The sequence below is a fragment of the Bacteroides stercorirosoris genome, from assembly GCF_900142015.1.
GTDB classification, from domain to species: domain Bacteria; phylum Bacteroidota; class Bacteroidia; order Bacteroidales; family Bacteroidaceae; genus Bacteroides; species Bacteroides stercorirosoris.
The window spans coordinates 155,923-173,379 of record NZ_FQZN01000010.1 but is presented as its reverse complement, the minus strand read 5'-3'; the positions used below and the strand labels follow the sequence as shown (position 1 = coordinate 173,379).

Annotated in this window: 15 protein-coding genes; 3 read left to right on the top strand and 12 right to left on the bottom strand. The window is 45.4% G+C overall.

Features of this window, described 5'->3' with window-relative positions:
• Together BUC01_RS09610 and prmA are read right to left on the bottom strand one after the other, a co-directional pair.
• Positions 1 to 365 (bottom strand): transposase (locus tag BUC01_RS09610; RefSeq protein WP_139261844.1); only part of this gene is annotated, 365 nt, incomplete at its 3' end.
• 193 nt (positions 366 to 558) lie between these two features.
• Positions 559 to 1,401: a 50S ribosomal protein L11 methyltransferase gene (gene prmA / locus BUC01_RS09605; protein WP_025831623.1), complete on the bottom strand. Its 843-nt coding sequence runs from the start codon at positions 1,399 to 1,401 to the stop codon at positions 559 to 561.
• Positions 1,402 to 1,683: 282 nt separating this feature from the next.
• Here prmA and BUC01_RS09600 point away from each other — a divergent pair, with 282 nt between their 5' ends.
• Both BUC01_RS09600 and BUC01_RS09595 read left to right on the top strand, forming a co-directional pair.
• A complete protein-coding gene (locus tag BUC01_RS09600) occupies positions 1,684 to 3,066 on the top strand; it encodes a hypothetical protein (protein ID WP_073313539.1) in 1,383 nt (460 codons plus the stop codon).
• Between the two features lie 30 nt (positions 3,067 to 3,096).
• Complete coding sequence (locus BUC01_RS09595; RefSeq protein WP_025831626.1) at positions 3,097 to 4,755, top strand: OmpP1/FadL family transporter; 1,659 nt, start codon at positions 3,097 to 3,099, stop codon at positions 4,753 to 4,755.
• 203 nt (positions 4,756 to 4,958) lie between these two features.
• On the opposite strand, the gene BUC01_RS09590 is transcribed toward BUC01_RS09595, so the two are convergent.
• The 8 genes from BUC01_RS09590 to BUC01_RS09555 all read right to left on the bottom strand — a co-directional run bounded on the left by BUC01_RS09590 (position 4,959) and on the right by BUC01_RS09555 (position 11,100).
• Complete coding sequence (locus BUC01_RS09590; protein ID WP_025831628.1) at positions 4,959 to 5,426, bottom strand: nucleoside deaminase; 468 nt, start codon at positions 5,424 to 5,426, stop codon at positions 4,959 to 4,961.
• A 200-nt stretch (positions 5,427 to 5,626) separates the two neighbouring features.
• On the bottom strand, positions 5,627 to 6,502 hold the full coding sequence (locus BUC01_RS09585; RefSeq protein WP_025831630.1) for a hypothetical protein: 876 nt from the start codon (positions 6,500 to 6,502) through the stop codon (positions 5,627 to 5,629).
• Positions 6,503 to 6,536: 34 nt separating this feature from the next.
• Complete coding sequence (locus BUC01_RS09580; protein WP_009131183.1) at positions 6,537 to 6,980, bottom strand: DUF6108 family protein; 444 nt, start codon at positions 6,978 to 6,980, stop codon at positions 6,537 to 6,539.
• Between the two features lie 24 nt (positions 6,981 to 7,004).
• Positions 7,005 to 7,424, bottom strand: a complete 420-nt coding sequence (locus tag BUC01_RS09575) for a hypothetical protein (RefSeq protein WP_025831634.1) — start codon at positions 7,422 to 7,424, stop codon at positions 7,005 to 7,007.
• Positions 7,421 to 7,942, bottom strand: coding sequence for an RNA polymerase sigma factor (locus tag BUC01_RS09570; RefSeq protein ID WP_025831636.1), 522 nt, complete (start codon positions 7,940 to 7,942; stop codon positions 7,421 to 7,423). Before BUC01_RS09570 ends, BUC01_RS09575 begins: the two co-directional genes overlap by 4 nt.
• 116 nt (positions 7,943 to 8,058) lie before the next feature.
• Entirely contained in the window at positions 8,059 to 8,616 is a 558-nt protein-coding gene (locus BUC01_RS09565) for an NADH peroxidase (RefSeq protein ID WP_009131168.1), read from the bottom strand.
• A 51-nt stretch (positions 8,617 to 8,667) separates the two neighbouring features.
• Positions 8,668 to 9,078, bottom strand: coding sequence for a Fur family transcriptional regulator (locus BUC01_RS09560; protein WP_025831639.1), 411 nt, complete (start codon positions 9,076 to 9,078; stop codon positions 8,668 to 8,670).
• Between the two features lie 132 nt (positions 9,079 to 9,210).
• A complete protein-coding gene (locus BUC01_RS09555; RefSeq protein ID WP_025831641.1) occupies positions 9,211 to 11,100 on the bottom strand; it encodes a sensor histidine kinase in 1,890 nt (629 codons plus the stop codon).
• Positions 11,101 to 11,238: 138 nt separating this feature from the next.
• On the opposite strand from BUC01_RS09555, the gene BUC01_RS09550 reads away from it, so the two are divergent.
• Complete coding sequence (locus tag BUC01_RS09550; protein WP_073313533.1) at positions 11,239 to 13,164, top strand: NAD(+) synthase; 1,926 nt, start codon at positions 11,239 to 11,241, stop codon at positions 13,162 to 13,164.
• Between the two features lie 303 nt (positions 13,165 to 13,467).
• Here BUC01_RS09550 and BUC01_RS09545 read toward each other — a convergent pair whose 3' ends face one another.
• A complete protein-coding gene (locus tag BUC01_RS09545) occupies positions 13,468 to 16,308 on the bottom strand; it encodes a TonB-dependent receptor (protein ID WP_025831644.1) in 2,841 nt (946 codons plus the stop codon).
• 27 nt (positions 16,309 to 16,335) lie between these two features.
• The gene (locus BUC01_RS09540) at positions 16,336 to 17,367 is read right to left on the bottom strand and encodes a DUF4925 domain-containing protein (protein WP_081795788.1); all 1,032 of its coding nucleotides are present in this window, start codon (positions 17,365 to 17,367) and stop codon (positions 16,336 to 16,338) included.
• Positions 17,368 to 17,457: the final 90 nt, after the last annotated feature.

Here is a 17,457-nt window from a genome sequence, read left to right as displayed (position 1 = left end):
AGTTCCTGACGAATTGCACTGACGATTTTAGGATTGGTCAGTGGATGAAGCGGATCAATCTGAACACCACAAAATAACTGGTAATGAATATTCCCGTTTAAATGTTCAATCAGTTGTGAATCTGAAAAGTTGGTATAGGACTTCAGGAGCATCAAGGCTATTTTACCCTCAGGAGAAAAATAACTTTTACGCCCCAAAGCAGAGGACTTCAAATGCATTTCCCGGGCCAGTTCCGAGAAAGGAAACAGAGCATGGAGGCGACCTAATTCACTCGTAGCAAAACTTTGACGATATTTTTTTAGCATATCGAACTCGGTAAAACCTAAACGAGGTTCGATTTCTGAGATTTTTTGTATCTTTACCATGTGTTTTTAGTTTAGATTACCCCCGTTTTGGCCGTCAAACCGTTTTTTAGGGGGAATGCTTAAAGATACAAAAAAGGCAACTAACTCGCAATGAATTAGTTGCCTTAAATTTTATTATTTTAGGAATATCCCGAATTGAACTGGCAGCATCAACCGGACTTCTCCGGTAGATGCTACCCGGGATGAATAAGTTTTAAAGTTTGAATTTTACGGCTGCCCAGCGATTCTTCTCTTGATGATGCACAAAATGCAGCCCGTTGCGTTCGGCTTCCGCCTGAATTAGCGGAATGTCGTCGACATAGAAACCGCTCATGAAGAGTTCAGAACCCGGCTGCATGCAGCGTACATATTGCTCCATATCATTCAGCAGAATATTCCGGTTGATGTTGGCTATGATTACGTCGAACGGACCTTTGCCTTCCAGCGAAGAAGCGTCTCCCAGGAATACGGAAATATTGTCAACATGATTCAGTTCGATGTTTTCCAATGAATTACGTACACACCACTCGTCGATGTCGATAGCTGTGCAAGGCGTTGCACCGCGCATACGGGCGAGGATGGCAAGAATGGAAGTGCCGCAACCCATGTCGAGCAAGGATTTACCACTGAGGTCACTGTCCAGCAACTCGGCAATAATGAGGCTGGTGGTTTCGTGATGTCCCGTACCGAAAGCCATTTGCGGATTGATTACAATATCATACTCTGTTTTAGGGACATCGTGGTGGAAAGTGCTGTGGATGGCGCAGCGGTCACCAATCACAATCGGCTGGAAGAAATTCTTTTCCCATTCCTCATTCCAGTCTTTATCTTCGGCCTCTGCATAAGTATACTCAATCTTTGTATCCGGCAGGGGAAATTCTTCAATACTCGTCTTAACGGCTGCTTCGTCATACAAATCCTGCTGTATGTAAGCGGCAATGCCATCTTCCTGTTCAACAAAACTTTCAAAGCCTGCATCGCCCAAAACAGCGGCAAGCACATCATTTACAGTCTCAGTGCAGGGAAAAGTGCGGAAGGTAAATTCTAAATATTTCATTGGAATACAATTTATTGTTAAATACAAAGAGCTTCTCTATAAGGCGAACCACTTTCTTTGTATATTTGTTTATCATCTGCAAAGATAATGCAAATCGAATGCAGAACTTTCATGCTTGCATGAAAAAGTTATGTTGAGATGCCGCTTATCTTCTTTAAAGATAAGGTATTTAGGGAATTCCCTACAATCATTTCGGGAATTTCTCCTGTATACGGTAAATCCCATCGCTATCTTTGTGACGTGATAAAATGGATTAATGTAAAACCTATAAACCACACCCATATGAAAAAGATTGTTTTTTTATCGCTTTTTGCCTTGTGCCTTCCCTGGATGGTTGCGGCGCAGAGCATAGATGACGACCTTTACTACGTTCCTTCCAAAGATAAGAAGGAAAAGAAGCAGGAGAAAAAGGTAACAGCTACTGCTCCGGCTGAAGAGATTGTAGTAAAGTCGAATGCACCGACTACGGTTTATACGTCGCCGGGTAACACTACTGTTGTAGTGCAGGATCGTAAAGGAAACACACGTGATGTAGACGAATATAACCGTCGTTATGATTCGCGTGAGAATGATTTCGTCATGGAAGACGATACCTTATATATTAAAGAAAAAGCAGTGCCCGATCCGGAAGGTGAATGGGTGAACGGCTTCGAAGGTTCGGAAGATGATTACGAATATGCAATGCGTATCGTGCGTTTCCGTAACCCGCGCTATGCCGTGAGCATCAGCAGCCCGTATTATTGGGATGTCATGTATGGTCTGAATTCTTGGGACTGGAACGTATATTCCGACGGATTGTATGCCTATGCTTTCCCCACTTTCTCCAACCGCTTATGGTGGGATTGGCGTTATAACTCCTATGGCTGGGGTGGCTATCCTTATTATGGCTGGGGAGGTTATTCGCCTTATTACGGCTATGGAGGCTGGGGTATTGGCTGGGGTGGCTTCTACGGCGGATGGAGTTGGGGATGGGGACATCACCATCATCATCACTATCCCGGCGGTGGCTGGTATCCCGGTGGCGGTGGACACTGGGGAGGTGGGCACTGGGGAGGTGGCAGCGTATATACAAACAGACGTTACACCGGTACACGTAGCACAACACCTTCTATGCGTACATCCGGTTCAAATAGAGTGTCCGGTACGACAAGAGACGTAACGACCAGACGGACCAGTGGACAAGTGAGACGCGGAGAAAGTACAACTACCCGTCGGGTAGTGGGAACCCGTTCTTCAAGTGAACAACGTCCGGGAATGTCAACTCGCACTGATGCAGCTTCATCAAGACGTTCTACTTATACACGTCCGAGCAGTACGCGTAGCAGTTCTTCTTACAATAGCAATGTAGGAACTGTACGTAACAGTTCAACGAGGTCGTCTTCTGGAACTGGTAGTTCTGTGAGAAGTTCTTCAACACGTAGTACTACTCCTACCTATAATCGTGGCAGTTCAACAGCTCCGCGTAGTTACTCTAATGATAATAATCGTTCCACTAATAGTAGTTCACGTTCTTATAGTACTCCTTCTTCTACCCGTTCTTCTTCCAGTAGCAGCTATTCTTCCGGAAGTAGTTCCCGTTCCAGTGGAAGTAGCTATTCCAGTGGTGGCGGTGGAGGTTCCACACGTTCCAGTGGTGGCGGCGGTGGCGGCTCAAGAAGAAGATAAGTAAGTGTTTTACTCAAAAATGAATGAATTATGAGAAAGATAATGATTCTAACAGCCCTTACTGTGCTTGTCTCGGTAAGCGCAGGGGCTCAGTCGGTATACGACGCTACGAATATAGCAAGTAAAGATTTAAGTGGTACTGCCCGTTTTGTAGGTATGGGAGGGGCAATGGGAGCGTTAGGTGGCGATATCTCTACCATCGGTACGAACCCTGCCGGTATCGGTATCTATCGCAGTAATGATATTATGACGTCATTTGGCTATTCGAGCACAGGAGTAGAAAGTAAATATGGCGGGCAGTCATTTAATATGGATAAGAACCGGTGGAACTTTGACAATGCAGGTGTTGTGTTCTCTACCAAGGTTGGTAACGTTACGTCATTACGGTATGTGAATTTTGCCTTTAATTATCAGAAAGTAAAGTCTTTCAACCGTAATATGACTACGGCAGGGGACTTGAATGGGCATTCACAGACATACTTGATGGCAGCTATGTCCGATGGGATTACGAAGCCAATGTGGGACAACAACAATCCTTTCAACACGGATGTAATTGGTTGGATGTCAGCATTGGGATATGAAGGATATCTGATAAGTCCGTCACTAACTACGGATAAGACGCCTTATCCACTTGAGGATGCCGATGGAAAACCAATTGTTGATGAAAATGGTAAACCATTATATACGAATTATGACTTTTATACAAGTGTCTTGGGAGATGGAGACCGTCCTTATTTACGCGAATTTCGTTCGCGGGAAAGCGGAGGGGTAAATCAATTCGATTTTAATGTTGCTTTTAACTTCAATGATCGTTTCTATCTTGGTTTAACGATAGGGGCTTACGATGTGAATTATAATAAGTATACATTGTATGGTGAAGACTTCCGTACAGAAAAGGGAGAAGCTACAGGTTCCGGATATACATTGGAAAGTTTCAACAAAGTGACAGGAGCGGGCTTCGACTTTAAGCTGGGTGCCATTGTCCGTCCGTTTGAAGATTCGCCTTTGCGTATTGGATTTGCTATACATACTCCGACTTTTTATAATTTGACATGGGCTACTTCCGCACGTTTGGTTTCGGAATTGTATGAAGGAGACAAGCTTGTAACTACGACGGTTGATAGTTATGATTATCTGGATAATAGAGATATGAAACAGGATTATAAGATCAACACTCCTTGGGTTTATAATTTAAGTTTGGGATATACAGTGGGAACTCAGTTGGCATTGGGAGCTGAATATGAATATAAAGACTACTCGACAACGAAGTTCTATGACTACAATGGAGATAATATGGAGTGGCAGACCAATGAATCCAAACTCTGTCTGAAAGGCGTAAATACATTCCGCATTGGTGCTGAGTATAAGGTAATTCCGCAGTTTGCATTGCGTGCCGGATATAATTATAGTAGTTCTGCTTTCAAGAATGATGCTATTAAGGCGTATCATGAATATTTTATTAATACTGACACGGATTATACAAATCTAAAATCGTTAAGTAACTATACGTTGGGTATCGGTTATAGAGGCTCTGCATTTTATGCTGATTTAGCATACAAATATTCAGTGCAGAAAGGTGACTTCTATCCATTTGATTCATCGGCGAGCGGATTGAAAGATCCTCTTGCAGCCGCTAAGTTGACTGATACGCGTAGCCAGGTGATATTAACCTTAGGTATGCGTTTCTAAAAGAACAACCATATAAGCAAATAACCTTTCATTGCAAATACCTTGTGTATTAAACCAAAATCCCCGGAGCCTGCATCACAGGACTTCGGGGATTTTACTGTTTTATAATACTTTGAAAATGATTCTCTTACAAGGAGTTAATTCCTTGTTGACAAGAAGTTGACTTCTTGCTGACAAACTCTTAACTTCTTGTTGACAGCCTCTTAATAGGCTATCTTGTCTTCCTTCCCACTCCATGCTTCAAAAGCCTTGATAGCTTCGTCATGCAGCAATATTTCCGACGGTAGTTTGCGGTCGGCAGGCTTTAGAGCAATCTCGTCATAAATGAAAGAGTCGTCGAAACCTATATTTTTGGCATCAGTCTTGTTGTTTCCATAATACATTCTGTCCAGTCGTGCCCAATAGATGGCACCGAGGCACATGGGGCATGGTTCGCAGGAAGTATAGATTTCATATCCGCTGAGGTCGAAAGTGCCCAGCTTGGCTGCCGCTGCACGAATGGCGCTGACTTCGGCATGTGCTGTCGGATCGCACGAAGATGTCACACGGTTCACTCCGGTAGCTATGATTTCACCATTTTTGGCAATGACAGCACCAAACGGACCGCCACCGTTAGCGACATTCTCCGTAGAGAGCTCAATCGCTTTTCTCATTAATTCTTCTTTGGTCATAATAAAAATGATTGTTTTTTTAGAGTTACTGACAAAGATAACAATGTTTTTGGTATTCTCCAAGATCGTGAGCGATTACCGGAAACAAAGAAATCCGTCCCCTGAGATGAAAAGATTTATCTCAGGAGGCGGATTATCTTGTCTCACGGAACGGATTTTTTTATCTCAGGAGACGATTTTTTTCATCTTGAGAGATGGATTTACCAATATAAGCCTACACCTATAGAAGCCGGATAGAGTTCGGGGCCTTTATTTTTTTCAAACAGAGAAGTGAGTGCGAAACGGGCATTGAATCCCAGACAACCGTAACCTGCCTGTAATAACAGATTCAATCCAAGCGGATGGGTATTTAACTTATCACTCAATGTATGTTTTTTATTATCATATTTGGCTCTGGATTTAACTCCCACACGCCATTCCACTTCCGGACCGGCTGCAAGAAAGGCGCGGCGACTACCGAATTTTGTCTGCCATTCCAGGCTGACGGGCAGGCGGAAAGCCCAATAGCGAAGCCAGCTTTTTTGATAGTCTACGTCTTCGGCCGGGCGGCAGACAGTGATACCGTCCACTTTTTCGAAACCATAATTATCATCTAATTTATGGACGATGCGTGCCAAGCCAAGAGTAGTAGTGAGTCCCCAATGATTGTTCCGGGTGATGGAAACCCCGGTATTGAATAGGTTGATACCCCATTCCCAGGACTTGGAACCGAGTTGTGGAACCTCGGCGGAATATTGAAGCTTGCCGCCTGCCAGCTTATCGAAGCCAAAGTAAAAGGCAGGATAATGCGGATCGAAGCGATAGTTGCCTTTTTTCTTTTTCATGAAAGGTACGGATACGGTAGTAGTCCGTTCGATACTGCGGCCGTCCAGATATACACCTTCAAACACTTGTGTATTCTCTATGGTATCATTTTCAGCCTTGGCTTCGTACATCTTTACTTTGATTTTGCCGTCACGCTCCTTGATGACAACTTTGCGGCCATTGAGGTAAAGAGTGGTGTCTTGCGGGATGCTTTCTTGTGCCATGACTGTCATGGAAGTCATGAGCAGGAATAAAAAGAATATTCGTTTCATAAGTTTTATAATTTGTGATTTATAATTTTCAGAGTTAGTCTTTGCTGAATATCAGTGTGACAAGGTCGTCACTGTCTATCTCGCCTTCAATATAGATAAGAGTCGCTTCACCTTTCTTCCCGAGCCGGAACAGTATGAAACGGTTGGTCTTATTCTGTAATGGAGGCAATTGGTAGTAGCCTGATTGTATTTGTCCGTCAGTTACTACCTCCTTTATCTTCTTGGCGTGTTCGCGGTCAGCTTCCAGGCAACGGTAAATTTCGGGTAATGCTTTTTCTGCTTTCGCCAGTTTTAGGCTCTGATAGTGGGTGATGTCCCAGTTCTTGGATAGCATTTTGGACAGTTCCACGTAGGTAGCCCCTTTCTGGTTGCCGTATTTCTGGAATACGGAAGCTATTTGTAGCCCCTTTTGGGCGTACATGCCGGTGCTGAATAGTAACAGCAGGCAACATAGCAGGGTACGAATGAACTTTTTCATAATCATATCTATTATTTTTTTTTATTATTCGAACATCAGGTCAAGTACTTCATCTTCCGTGGTCCGCATATCACGGAAAGCGGCAAGAGCTTGTTCACGTACCAGATTGTCGTCGGTGTATTGCTTGCCATCAATGATGACATAATTCTCTGGAGTAACGTGAAGGTATTGTTTGGTGCCGGCAATACCGATAAGCAATAATATTCCGGCTGCCACTCCGCTCATCATATAGATGAAGCGGCGGCGATGGGAGGGAAGCTTAGCTGTAGGGACACTTTTTTCTTGGAATGCTTTTACCTCCTGTTCCAGACAGATGAACAAGGGACGGTACACTTGAAGGTGTTCGGGCACATTTTCCCGGGTGAAGAAACGGCGCAGTTCGCGTTCTTCCTCGCACGAGGTCTGTCCCTCGAAATAACGGTCAATTAATTCTTCTATCTTCATGCTTGGTTCCTCCTTCTTCTTTCTTGTATGGTTTGCAGGTAAATTTCCCTCACTTTCTTCCGTGCCCTCGACAAGTTGCTCCGGATGGCTTCCGGGTTGCAGCCCGTGATGTTGGCGATCTCTTCCGTTTCGTATTCCTCGATGTCCTTCATTCTCATGATGGTGCGTTGCAAGGTGGGCAGCGAGTCGATGATTTCACGCATCAGGCGGATTTCGTCCTTTATTTCGAGCAACCGTTCCGGTGTTCCGCCGGGAGTGGCATCCTGCACGTATTCCAACGGTACGTTGCCGGTATGCCTGGTGCGCCACATGTCCATGCAGAGATTATGAGTCATGGTCATGGCGAACGCTTCAATGCTACGGTACTGCTCCAGTTCAAGCCTTTTGTTCCATAGCTTGAGCAGGACTTCCTGCACGGCATCTTCCGCATCGTCCGGACTCTCGGTCAACTTCCGCGCATAATTTAATAACTTATCGCGGAGAGGAAGAACGGATATTTTAAATTGTTTAAGTTCCATTTACATTGATAAGACGAACGGGAAAAGAGAACGTGACATCAAAAGTAGAAAAAAGAATAAAAAAAAGAGGATACAGTAATGCATCCTCTTCTATCAACACAAAATGTGTTTTTACATTATTTCTTGAAGTAACGGTTATACAGACCTTCAAAGCCTTTACCGTGACGAGCTTCGTCTTTAGCCATTTCATGAACAGTGTCATGGATAGCGTCCAGGTTCAGAGCTTTTGCGCGGGTGGCAATGCGTTTCTTATCTTCGCAAGCACCTGATTCAGCGTTCATTCTCTTTTCGAGGTTCGTTTTTGTATCCCATACGCAGTCGCCCAGCAGTTCAGCAAACTTAGAAGCATGTTCTGCTTCTTCCCAAGCATAACGCTTGAAAGCTTCTGCTACTTCGGGATAACCTTCGCGGTCAGCCTGACGGCTCATTGCCAGGTACATACCAACTTCTGTACATTCGCCCATGAAGTGATTGTTCAAGTCTTTAATCATTTCTTCGTCACAACCTTTAGCTACACCGATAACGTGTTCGTCAGCAAAAGTAAGAGGACCATCTTCTGTAGCTTCTACTACTTCTACAAACTTGCTTGCAGGTGCTTTACACAACGGGCATTTCTCAGGAGCGGCATCACCTTCATATACGTAACCGCATACAGTACATCTAAATTTCTTCATTTTCTTTCTGATTTAATTGAATTAGTTATTCGTTCGTTTTATAATAAAACGTTAGTCTTCTTTACATTGTTTACAAATACCTTTGTAATAATAATGGATTTCCTGCACTTCGTGTCCATCCATATCCGTATCTACCACTTTCTTTACAGCATCGTCGCACGGCAAATCATAAATTCTTCCGCAACTCTTACATAGGAAATGTGCGTGAGGACTGGTATCGGCATCGTAGCATGTGTTACGTTCATCGATAGTAAGGGTTTGTGCAGCTCCTTGTTCGCTCAAAATCTTCAGTGTGTTGTAAACTGTAGTTTTTGAAAGCGTAGGTATAGTAGGAGACAGTGCTGTATAAATTTCATCTACCGTCGGATGCGTACGATGTTCCATGAGATATTTCATGATGGCGATACGTTGCATTGAAGGCTTAATGTTATGTTCTTGCAATCTTTCTACTACTATTTCCATATTCTCTTAGTTCAAACTTGTAATAATTACATTTTTATTTCGCTTGCAAAGATAAAGACTTCTGGGAATTTTCCAAAAGATTTCTAATCTTTTTTTGCATGATTATTCTATAAAATGTAATTTTCACCTCTTTTATATGGGTTGGTAGGGGATTTCTATCCAGAATTCGGATCCTTTGCCTACTTCGGAAGTGACTCCGACAGTGGCATCCATCTTTTCGGCAATCATCTGGCAGATGGATAGTCCGAGTCCTGTGCCTTGCTTGAAATTGTCCAGTTTCACAAAGCGCTGGAAAATAGTTTGTTGTTTGTCGGGAGAGATGCCACAGCCTGTATCTCGCACATAAAAATGTAATTTGCCGTCCCGGGGTGGGTTATAACCGATGGTGATGCTTCCTTGGGAGGTGTATTTTATGGCATTGGAAAAATAGTTTCCGAGCACTTGCAGCAAACGGTTCTTCTCAGTATGTATGCGGCATTTTTTCATTCCGCACTCCGTAATGCACTCTACGTTTGCAGGCATCCTGAAGTGAAAGGCATCTTCAAGTTTATGCATACATCCATTGATGTCTACATCGGTATAGTGGAAATCAAGTAGTCCGGCTTCTATTCTGGAAAGGTCGAGAATATCATTGATGAGTTGCAGCAACAGGTAATTGTTGTCTTCTATGATTCTGATGTATTCGTGGCATTCGGGAGTGTCCGCCGTTTCGGCGAGGATACTGGAAAAGCCGACGATAGCATTGAGCGGGGTACGTATTTCATGACTCATATTGGCAAGAAAGGCCGATTTTAACCGGTCTGATTCTTCGGCGCGTTCTTTTGCCTGAATGAGTTCTTTTTTGTGTTTTAGGGAATGGGTGTAATAGAAGATATAAAAGGTGAGAAGGAGGGTAAGGAAGATGCCTGTCATCCAGATGTAGGCTTTGTATTGCTGATAGAATGTGGGAGGTTGAAAATAGTAAACAGCATTCTCCGGATATAGCTTTTCCGGTATGTTGCACCATTTCAAATCGGAGAAATTAAGGTATGTGCGGGGAGTTCCACCGCTTTGGTAAGGAATGGATGAGGCGGATTCACCTTCCATGATACGGTTGATAATGGACATTACCGTGGCTGTGAAATCCTGTACGGAAATATAGTGTCCGCCTGCATACAGGTTCTCCTGCAAATTTAAGTCGGCCAGGGTGAAAACCGGGACTTTCAGGAAGGTAGGAAGTATCTTCTTGAGGTGGTCGGACAAGTAGTAATTCTGCTTATTGCCATATTGCCGCAGCCAGGCATAGTATATGACACCGGTCGTCTTATCATAAACAGTGAGCGTGTCCAGTAACTCTTCGGTGGCTATCTGTGCCGATGATAAAAGTTCCAGTTTCAGGTCGGGAAAGTCTTTTTGCATGATTGCCTCTATGGATTGTCGGGTGACAACGCTGATGTAGCGGTCGTCAGAGATAAAGGCTATCCGTTTGACTTCCGGCTGGAGCTGTTTGATTAGTTCCAGGGTTTGCTTGATATAATAAGGTTGCTTCAATACGGTGATATTATAGTTCTTGTTGAATTCCTCGATGGTTATGCTGTTTGCTTGCATCAGAGGAGATTTGTCCAGTAATGTCTGCAATGTGGACGGGACACGGTCGCGTGAATAACAGAGTATGACGGGAATATTTTTCCAGGGGCCGTCGAATATGGGAGCGCTGACCAACCATCCAGGATCTCCTACGATTATGACAGCTTTTGGGGGAGTGGGGCATGCTTGCAGAATATCTTGTTGGGCTTGCTTCACTTCCTCTTTATTCTGAAGCACCGGCACTGTCAGGAAATAAGTCTGCAATCCGAGTTTTTCCTCATAAGGGAAATACCCGCGAAGTTCATTCAGGAAACCATGTATCCATGCTTCTTCTTCACTGACGGAGCTGAGAAACAGTACATACTCTTTTTCCTTTTCTTGGGCTGAGAGGGAGAGATACCCTGCCAGAAGTATCAGGGAAAGTAGCCATCTATGGAGTGCATTGCGGGTTTTCATGAGTTTTGTATAACGTGTTTTAAAAATGCCGCTAAAAGTACTAATAATTTAGGATATACCGAGTGAAAGAAATGATAATTTTGTGTTTGTGGATAAATAAGCGTATTTTTGCCGTCAAATATTATAAATGACATCCTTATGAATTACGGATATGTAAAGGTGGCGGCGGCTGTGCCCCGTGTCAAGGTGGCGGACTGTAAGTTCAATGCCCGTGAGATTGAAAAGGAGATAATCATTGCTGAAGGGAAAGGCGTGCAAATCATTGCGTTCCCGGAATTGTGCGTGACAGGATATACATGTGGCGATTTGTTTGCCCAGCAACTGCTGCTTGAAGAGGCGGAAATGGAGCTGATACAGATTATAAACAATACGAGACAACTGGACATTATTGCCATACTGGGTATGCCGGTGGCACTGAACGGTATGTTGCTGAATACGGCTGTCGTAATCCAAAAAGGAAAGGTGCTGGGTGTGGTGCCTAAAACCTATCTTCCCAATTACAAGGAATTTTATGAGAAGCGTTGGTTCACGTCTGCCGTCGATGTGTCGGAAAGAAGTGTGCGTCTTTGCGGACAGGTGGTTCCTATGGGGGCTAATCTGTTGTTTGAGATGGCGGACACGACATTTGGCATTGAAATCTGTGAGGACTTATGGGCAACCATTCCTCCCAGTTCCTCACTGGCATTGCAGGGAGCGGAAATTCTGTTCAACCTGTCGGCGGATAACGAAGGCATAGGCAAGCACAACTATCTGTGTTCGCTGATTAGTCAGCAATCGGCGCGTTGCATTGCCGGTTACGTATTCAGTTCATGCGGCTTCGGAGAGTCTACCACGGATGTGGTGTTTGCGGGAAACGGGTTGATTTTTGAGAACGGGACGATGGTGGCTCGTAGCAATCGTTTCTCTTTTGAGGGACAGGTTGTTATCAGTGAGATAGATGTGGAACATATTCGTACGGAACGTCGTGTGAATACTACATTTGCCGCTTGCCGTGCACATTGTGCACCGGGAGAAGCGGTGCGGGTATCTACAGAATATGTGAATAGTAAGGATTTGAACCTGACACGTGCTTTTGAACCACATCCGTTTGTTCCGCAAGGTGCTGCATTGAATGAGCGTTGCGAAGAAATCTTCTCCATACAGGTTTCCGGTCTGGCACAGCGTTTAATGCATACCCATGCCCAAAGTGCAGTTGTCGGGATTTCCGGCGGACTGGATTCCACACTGGCATTACTGGTATGTGTCAAGACGTTCGATAAACTGGAATGGCCTCGTAAGGGTATTATCGGTGTAACTATGCCGGGCTTCGGGACAACCGACCGTACACATACGAACGCTGTGGATTTGATGAATTCTTTAGGGATAACCGTCCGTGAAGTTAGTATCAAAGAAGCTTGCGTTCAGCATTTTAAAGATATAGACCATGATATGGATGTACACGATGTGGTTTATGAGAATGCCCAGGCACGGGAGCGCACGCAGATATTGATGGATATAGCCAATCAGACCAATGGAATGGTGATAGGCACGGGCGACCTGTCTGAACTGGCACTGGGCTGGGCTACTTACAACGGTGACCATATGTCTATGTACGGTGTCAATGGAAGCGTACCCAAAACTTTGGTAAAACATTTGGTGAAGTGGGTGGCTGAGAATGATATGGATGAGACTTCACGTGCTACGCTACTCGATATTGTAGATACGCCGATCAGTCCAGAACTGATTCCGGCGGATGAAAACGGAAACATCAAGCAGATAACGGAAGACCTGGTAGGACCCTATGAACTGCATGACTTCTTTCTGTATTATTTTCTACGTTGCGGTTTCCGTCCTTCCAAGATATTTTTTCTTGCAGCCCGTACTTTCAAGGGTGTGTATGATGAAGAAACCATCAAGAAGTGGTTGCGGATATTCTTCCGCCGGTTCTTCAACCAGCAGTTTAAGCGTTCCTGTCTGCCGGACGGACCCAAAGTGGGCAGTATTTCCATCAGTCCGCGCGGTGACTGGCGGATGCCGAGTGATGCATCGTCAGAAGCATGGTTAAGGGAAGTGGAAAACCTGTGATCTAAAAGAGATATAAAGTAGGAACTAAAAAGAGACCCTTGCATTTGCTTAGTGAACTGATTATCAGTGTATCTCATTTACATACGGTTTACCTGATGATGTAAAAGCATTTACCGCAGGATGTAACGACCTTTACCCCGTATTGTAACGGCTTTTACCTCGGTATGTAACGACCTTTACCTCGGCGTGTAAATGGAGTTACCGTTTGGGGTAAACAATGTTATCATGACATGAAACGGTTGTGCCCCCGCAGAGTGGATAAGTTTCACTCTACGGGGGCACAGTCATTTATCGGATTTCTCTTTAGAACGTAACGTCCATCTTCACAACGAATGTGCGCGGGGCGCCCAATGCCATGGGGCGGTAGCTGTATTCCTTATTAAACAGATTGTTTACCATGAATTGGAAAGCTACTTCTTTGGTGGCTTTCACGCCCATACGCAAGTCAACGGTGCAGTAATCCGTATTATGCTTTTTCCAGTAACTTGCCAGTGTCTCGCCGTTGCCATATCCGAAGAGGATGGTGCGGATGGTATTCATGAGGTCGAATTCACCCAATTCTTTAGGGCGTTCGTCCAGCATGATATAGTCCACTGCCAGTATTTTGCTCTTCCAGTTTACGTTTCCGCCGAGGTTGAAGCGTTTCCACTGGAAGTCCATCGAGGCTTTGAAAGAATGTTTCGGACGATATTTCAGATATTTGGAGTTGTTTGATTTCTCTTTCATCTGCAACGGGTCGGTATAGGCATCTTCAATGGCGTTGCGCTTTTTGTAGTCTGCATCACGCGGCTCGGTGTACACATATCCTAAGTTGTAAACCAGCTTGGTGTTCTTGTTGAAGTTGTAGGCTCCGGTAGTGCTGATTTCCGCACCGTAGATTTCCGCTTTGGATACATTATGGAATTGCGCGCCAATGCCGAAACCTTGTCCCATCACCAGCATGAGGAGGGCACCCGGGATGCTGTTAATCATCTGGTTGTTGGCGTTATTGAACAAGCCGAACTGGAATTCCACCATATTCTTATACTGGGTGTAGAAACCTGCCACATCGAGGAAACCTTGCAGGTTACCTATCTTATATCCTTGTTTGATACCGATTTCTGCATTGAAACCCTTCTCCGGTTGGATGTTGTAATTGGGATAAACGCCTACACCGCCGATATCCTTGCGCAGGAACTTCTCGGTAATGGAAGGGTTGCGGTAACCCTGGCCGAAGCTGGCACGCAGGAAACTGTAGTCGGCAAGCTGGTAGTTCAGTCCTGCACGGAATACGGGACGGAACGGCACTTTCGTTCCGAATATCGTGGATTCAGCTTCGCGGTAATGCTCGTTGACGCGATAGTATTCGGCACGTACGCCGGCTGATACGCTCAGGCGATCCCAGAAACGCTGGTCGTACTGGAAGAAGAGGGCTACGTTGTCGCTGTTGTGCGTTTCGCCCATTACGGCGGAGTTGTAGCGGATATGTTCGAAAGTGGTTCCGGCAGTGATTTGTGCGCCACCGTCCCATTTCTTGTTGAACTGGTAGTCCAAGTAATAATTATAACACTTGTCTTGTTTGGTGCGCGCGTTGTTCTTGGTGGGATTCATAACACCGGACAGCCAGGGCACTAAGTCCGAAGGTATCTTGCCTTCCAGCACGGCACCTATATCTGAGGGCAGACCGTTGTTCATAACCCATGAAATCAGATCGCAATAGTCGGCTGTGGTGGCATTGGGGAAAACTTTCTCCAGTGCCGTGAATGCGCCGTTCACTATATCATTGACGTTACCTTGCAGAATACCCTGGTATAGCGGGTCCAGTATGCTCAGGTCACCGTTCACGATGTTCTGTATCTGCTGGGCATCGGTACCCATATTGCCTAAGATGTCTGTAATGGATGCGCCTTGGGTGGGTTCGGCAAGATTGTCGGAACTGTAATAGAAGCGTCCTTTTACTTTATGGGACGTACCGTTGTCGGGGTTCACGTAATTAAAGAAAGGGTCGATGTGGATGTTGTTTGCCTCACGTCCCATGTTGGTGAAAGGAGAGGGTTTATAAGGTTCGGCCGGTGAGCGCCAGATGAAGAAATCACCGTACTTATTGCTCAGGAAGTCAATGTTGAAGCCGTAATTCATAAACTTCGTTCCCATATCCGGCTGATGGTAAGTCAGGTTGCCGCCTGCGCGGAAGCGTTTGTTGTAACTTTGCTCGCGATAACCCTCGTCGGTAAAGAGATTCAGTCCGCCGCTGACGTCGAAATTACCGATGCGGCGTGAATGTGAGAAGTCGAAACCTTCGTAAATGGGTTTACGGATGCCATTGTACAGGCTGTTGCGAAAGATGGGTTCTACGGGGTACTTGTCATTCTTCCAGAACGTATTATCGCTGTACGCATAACTTTCATTCTTCGGGTCATCGTAGATGCCGACGTATGTGCTGAAACGACTTTGCGGGGTTAACCCCGGTCGTGCGGTACGGATGTTGATAATCCCGTTCAGGGCAGACGAACCATAGAGCACACTGGATGCTCCTTTGATAACTTCCACCTGCTCTATATTCTCCAGTGGTACGGTGTTCCAGTTGATTTCTCCGGTTTTCGGGCTTAGTGTACTCATCCCGTCTACCAGTACCAGACTGCGGGCGCCTACGCTGTACGTCCATCCGCCACCACCGCGTATGGAGGGCTGCTTGTCTACAATGTCCACGCCCGGAAGGGTTTGCAACGTCGATGTGATGTCCGTAGGTGCCTGGCGTGCAATGTCGCTCGCTTTCAGCACGTTCATTGAAACAGTCACGTCGGAGAGTTTTTGCTCGAAACGTCCGGCACTGACGACGACATCCTGCAGCAGGTTGGTACTTTCTTTCATGTAGATGTCTTTGGTCATATTCTCACGTCTGCTGATGACGATGGGTACCAGCATATCATCATAACCTACATAGCTGAATATGAGGTCGACTCCGCCTTCGGGGAGGCTGATTTCGTATGCACCGTTTATGTCGGAAACGACACCCTGCTTGCCGTGCAGTGTGTAGGTGACGGTGGCGCCCGCCAATGGTTCGTTTGTACCGGCGTCGTAGATATGTCCTTTCAGAGTCTGTGCGGAGACGTATGTGCCCGTCAGCAAAAGGAAGCTTACTATAAGGTATATTTGTTTTTTCATACGTATGCTAATTACGTGGTTTCTAAATTATCCTGCATTTTTCACGTTGAAGTAGAGCGTCAGGCTGAGGTCGCTGATCAAGGACGACAGATCGGCCAATGTGCCTATCGTACTTTCTCCCAGGCCGGGGATTTCTCCGATACTGATGTTCCTTATGGCATCCGGTAGTACTTTCAGCAGTGCAAAGACGGGGTCCAGTTCTTCCTTGTTGAGGGTGATGGAGTTTTCTGCATATGAGAGTTTCAATCCTGTGGTAGACCACTGATTCAGCAAGGCATATACCTTGGGGAGCACGGTAATCAGATTGTCGTCAGCACGTGTCACCGCTTGGTTGAGCCGTATCTGGCGGATTATCATATCCACGTTTGGGGCGACATACAAGGTATTCCCATCTGTCATATAGAAAGAAACCAGATTGACGGGAGAGCTTTTCCAGTCGGATTCCTGCATTCCGGAATAGGAAGCGGTAATATTGCCATCGGTATGGAAGCTGATATCTTTGAGAACGGCTTTCAGGAATTCGTTAACTTTTCCCTCGATTAGTTCTCCTAAATCCATGTCGCCTATGGCGATGCGCAACACAACTCCGGCTTTCACAAAGTTCAGGTCCTTTGCCTGTACCAAAGGATTGGCTGGTATTTGGGGATTTTTTATATCGAGTGCCAGTTTGCCTTTTTGCACGGTTCCGTTGTAACTGAAAGTAGTCCCGGTCTGGCTGCCCGTAGCGTCACCCGAAAATGTATATCCGCCTTGTCCGTCGGGAGTCAGGGAGATACCGGTCAGCTGGGTTTCCGCCTCGTGGGGTAATATACATTGCAAGGTGAGTTGGGCTGTCCGCGAGTCATTGGTTTCGAAGTTCACACTTTTTCCTATCAGTTCATGTCCACTGTAAGTTAAGGCAAGGTTGGCACGTGTTCCGTCTGATAGTTTGCTGCTGTAATGGGCGGTGATTTCATCGGGTGCTGCACCCGGATAATCATCATCGTTGCAAGAGGTGACAAATAGTCCTCCAAAGGATGCAACCATACAGAATAGGTAGAATAAAGGTCTCTTTTTCATCTTCGTTTAGTACTTTAAATGAATAGTCTCTTATAAATATCCGGTGCAAAGTTCTAAACAATAGGGGAATCTGACAAATTCTGAAAGCTG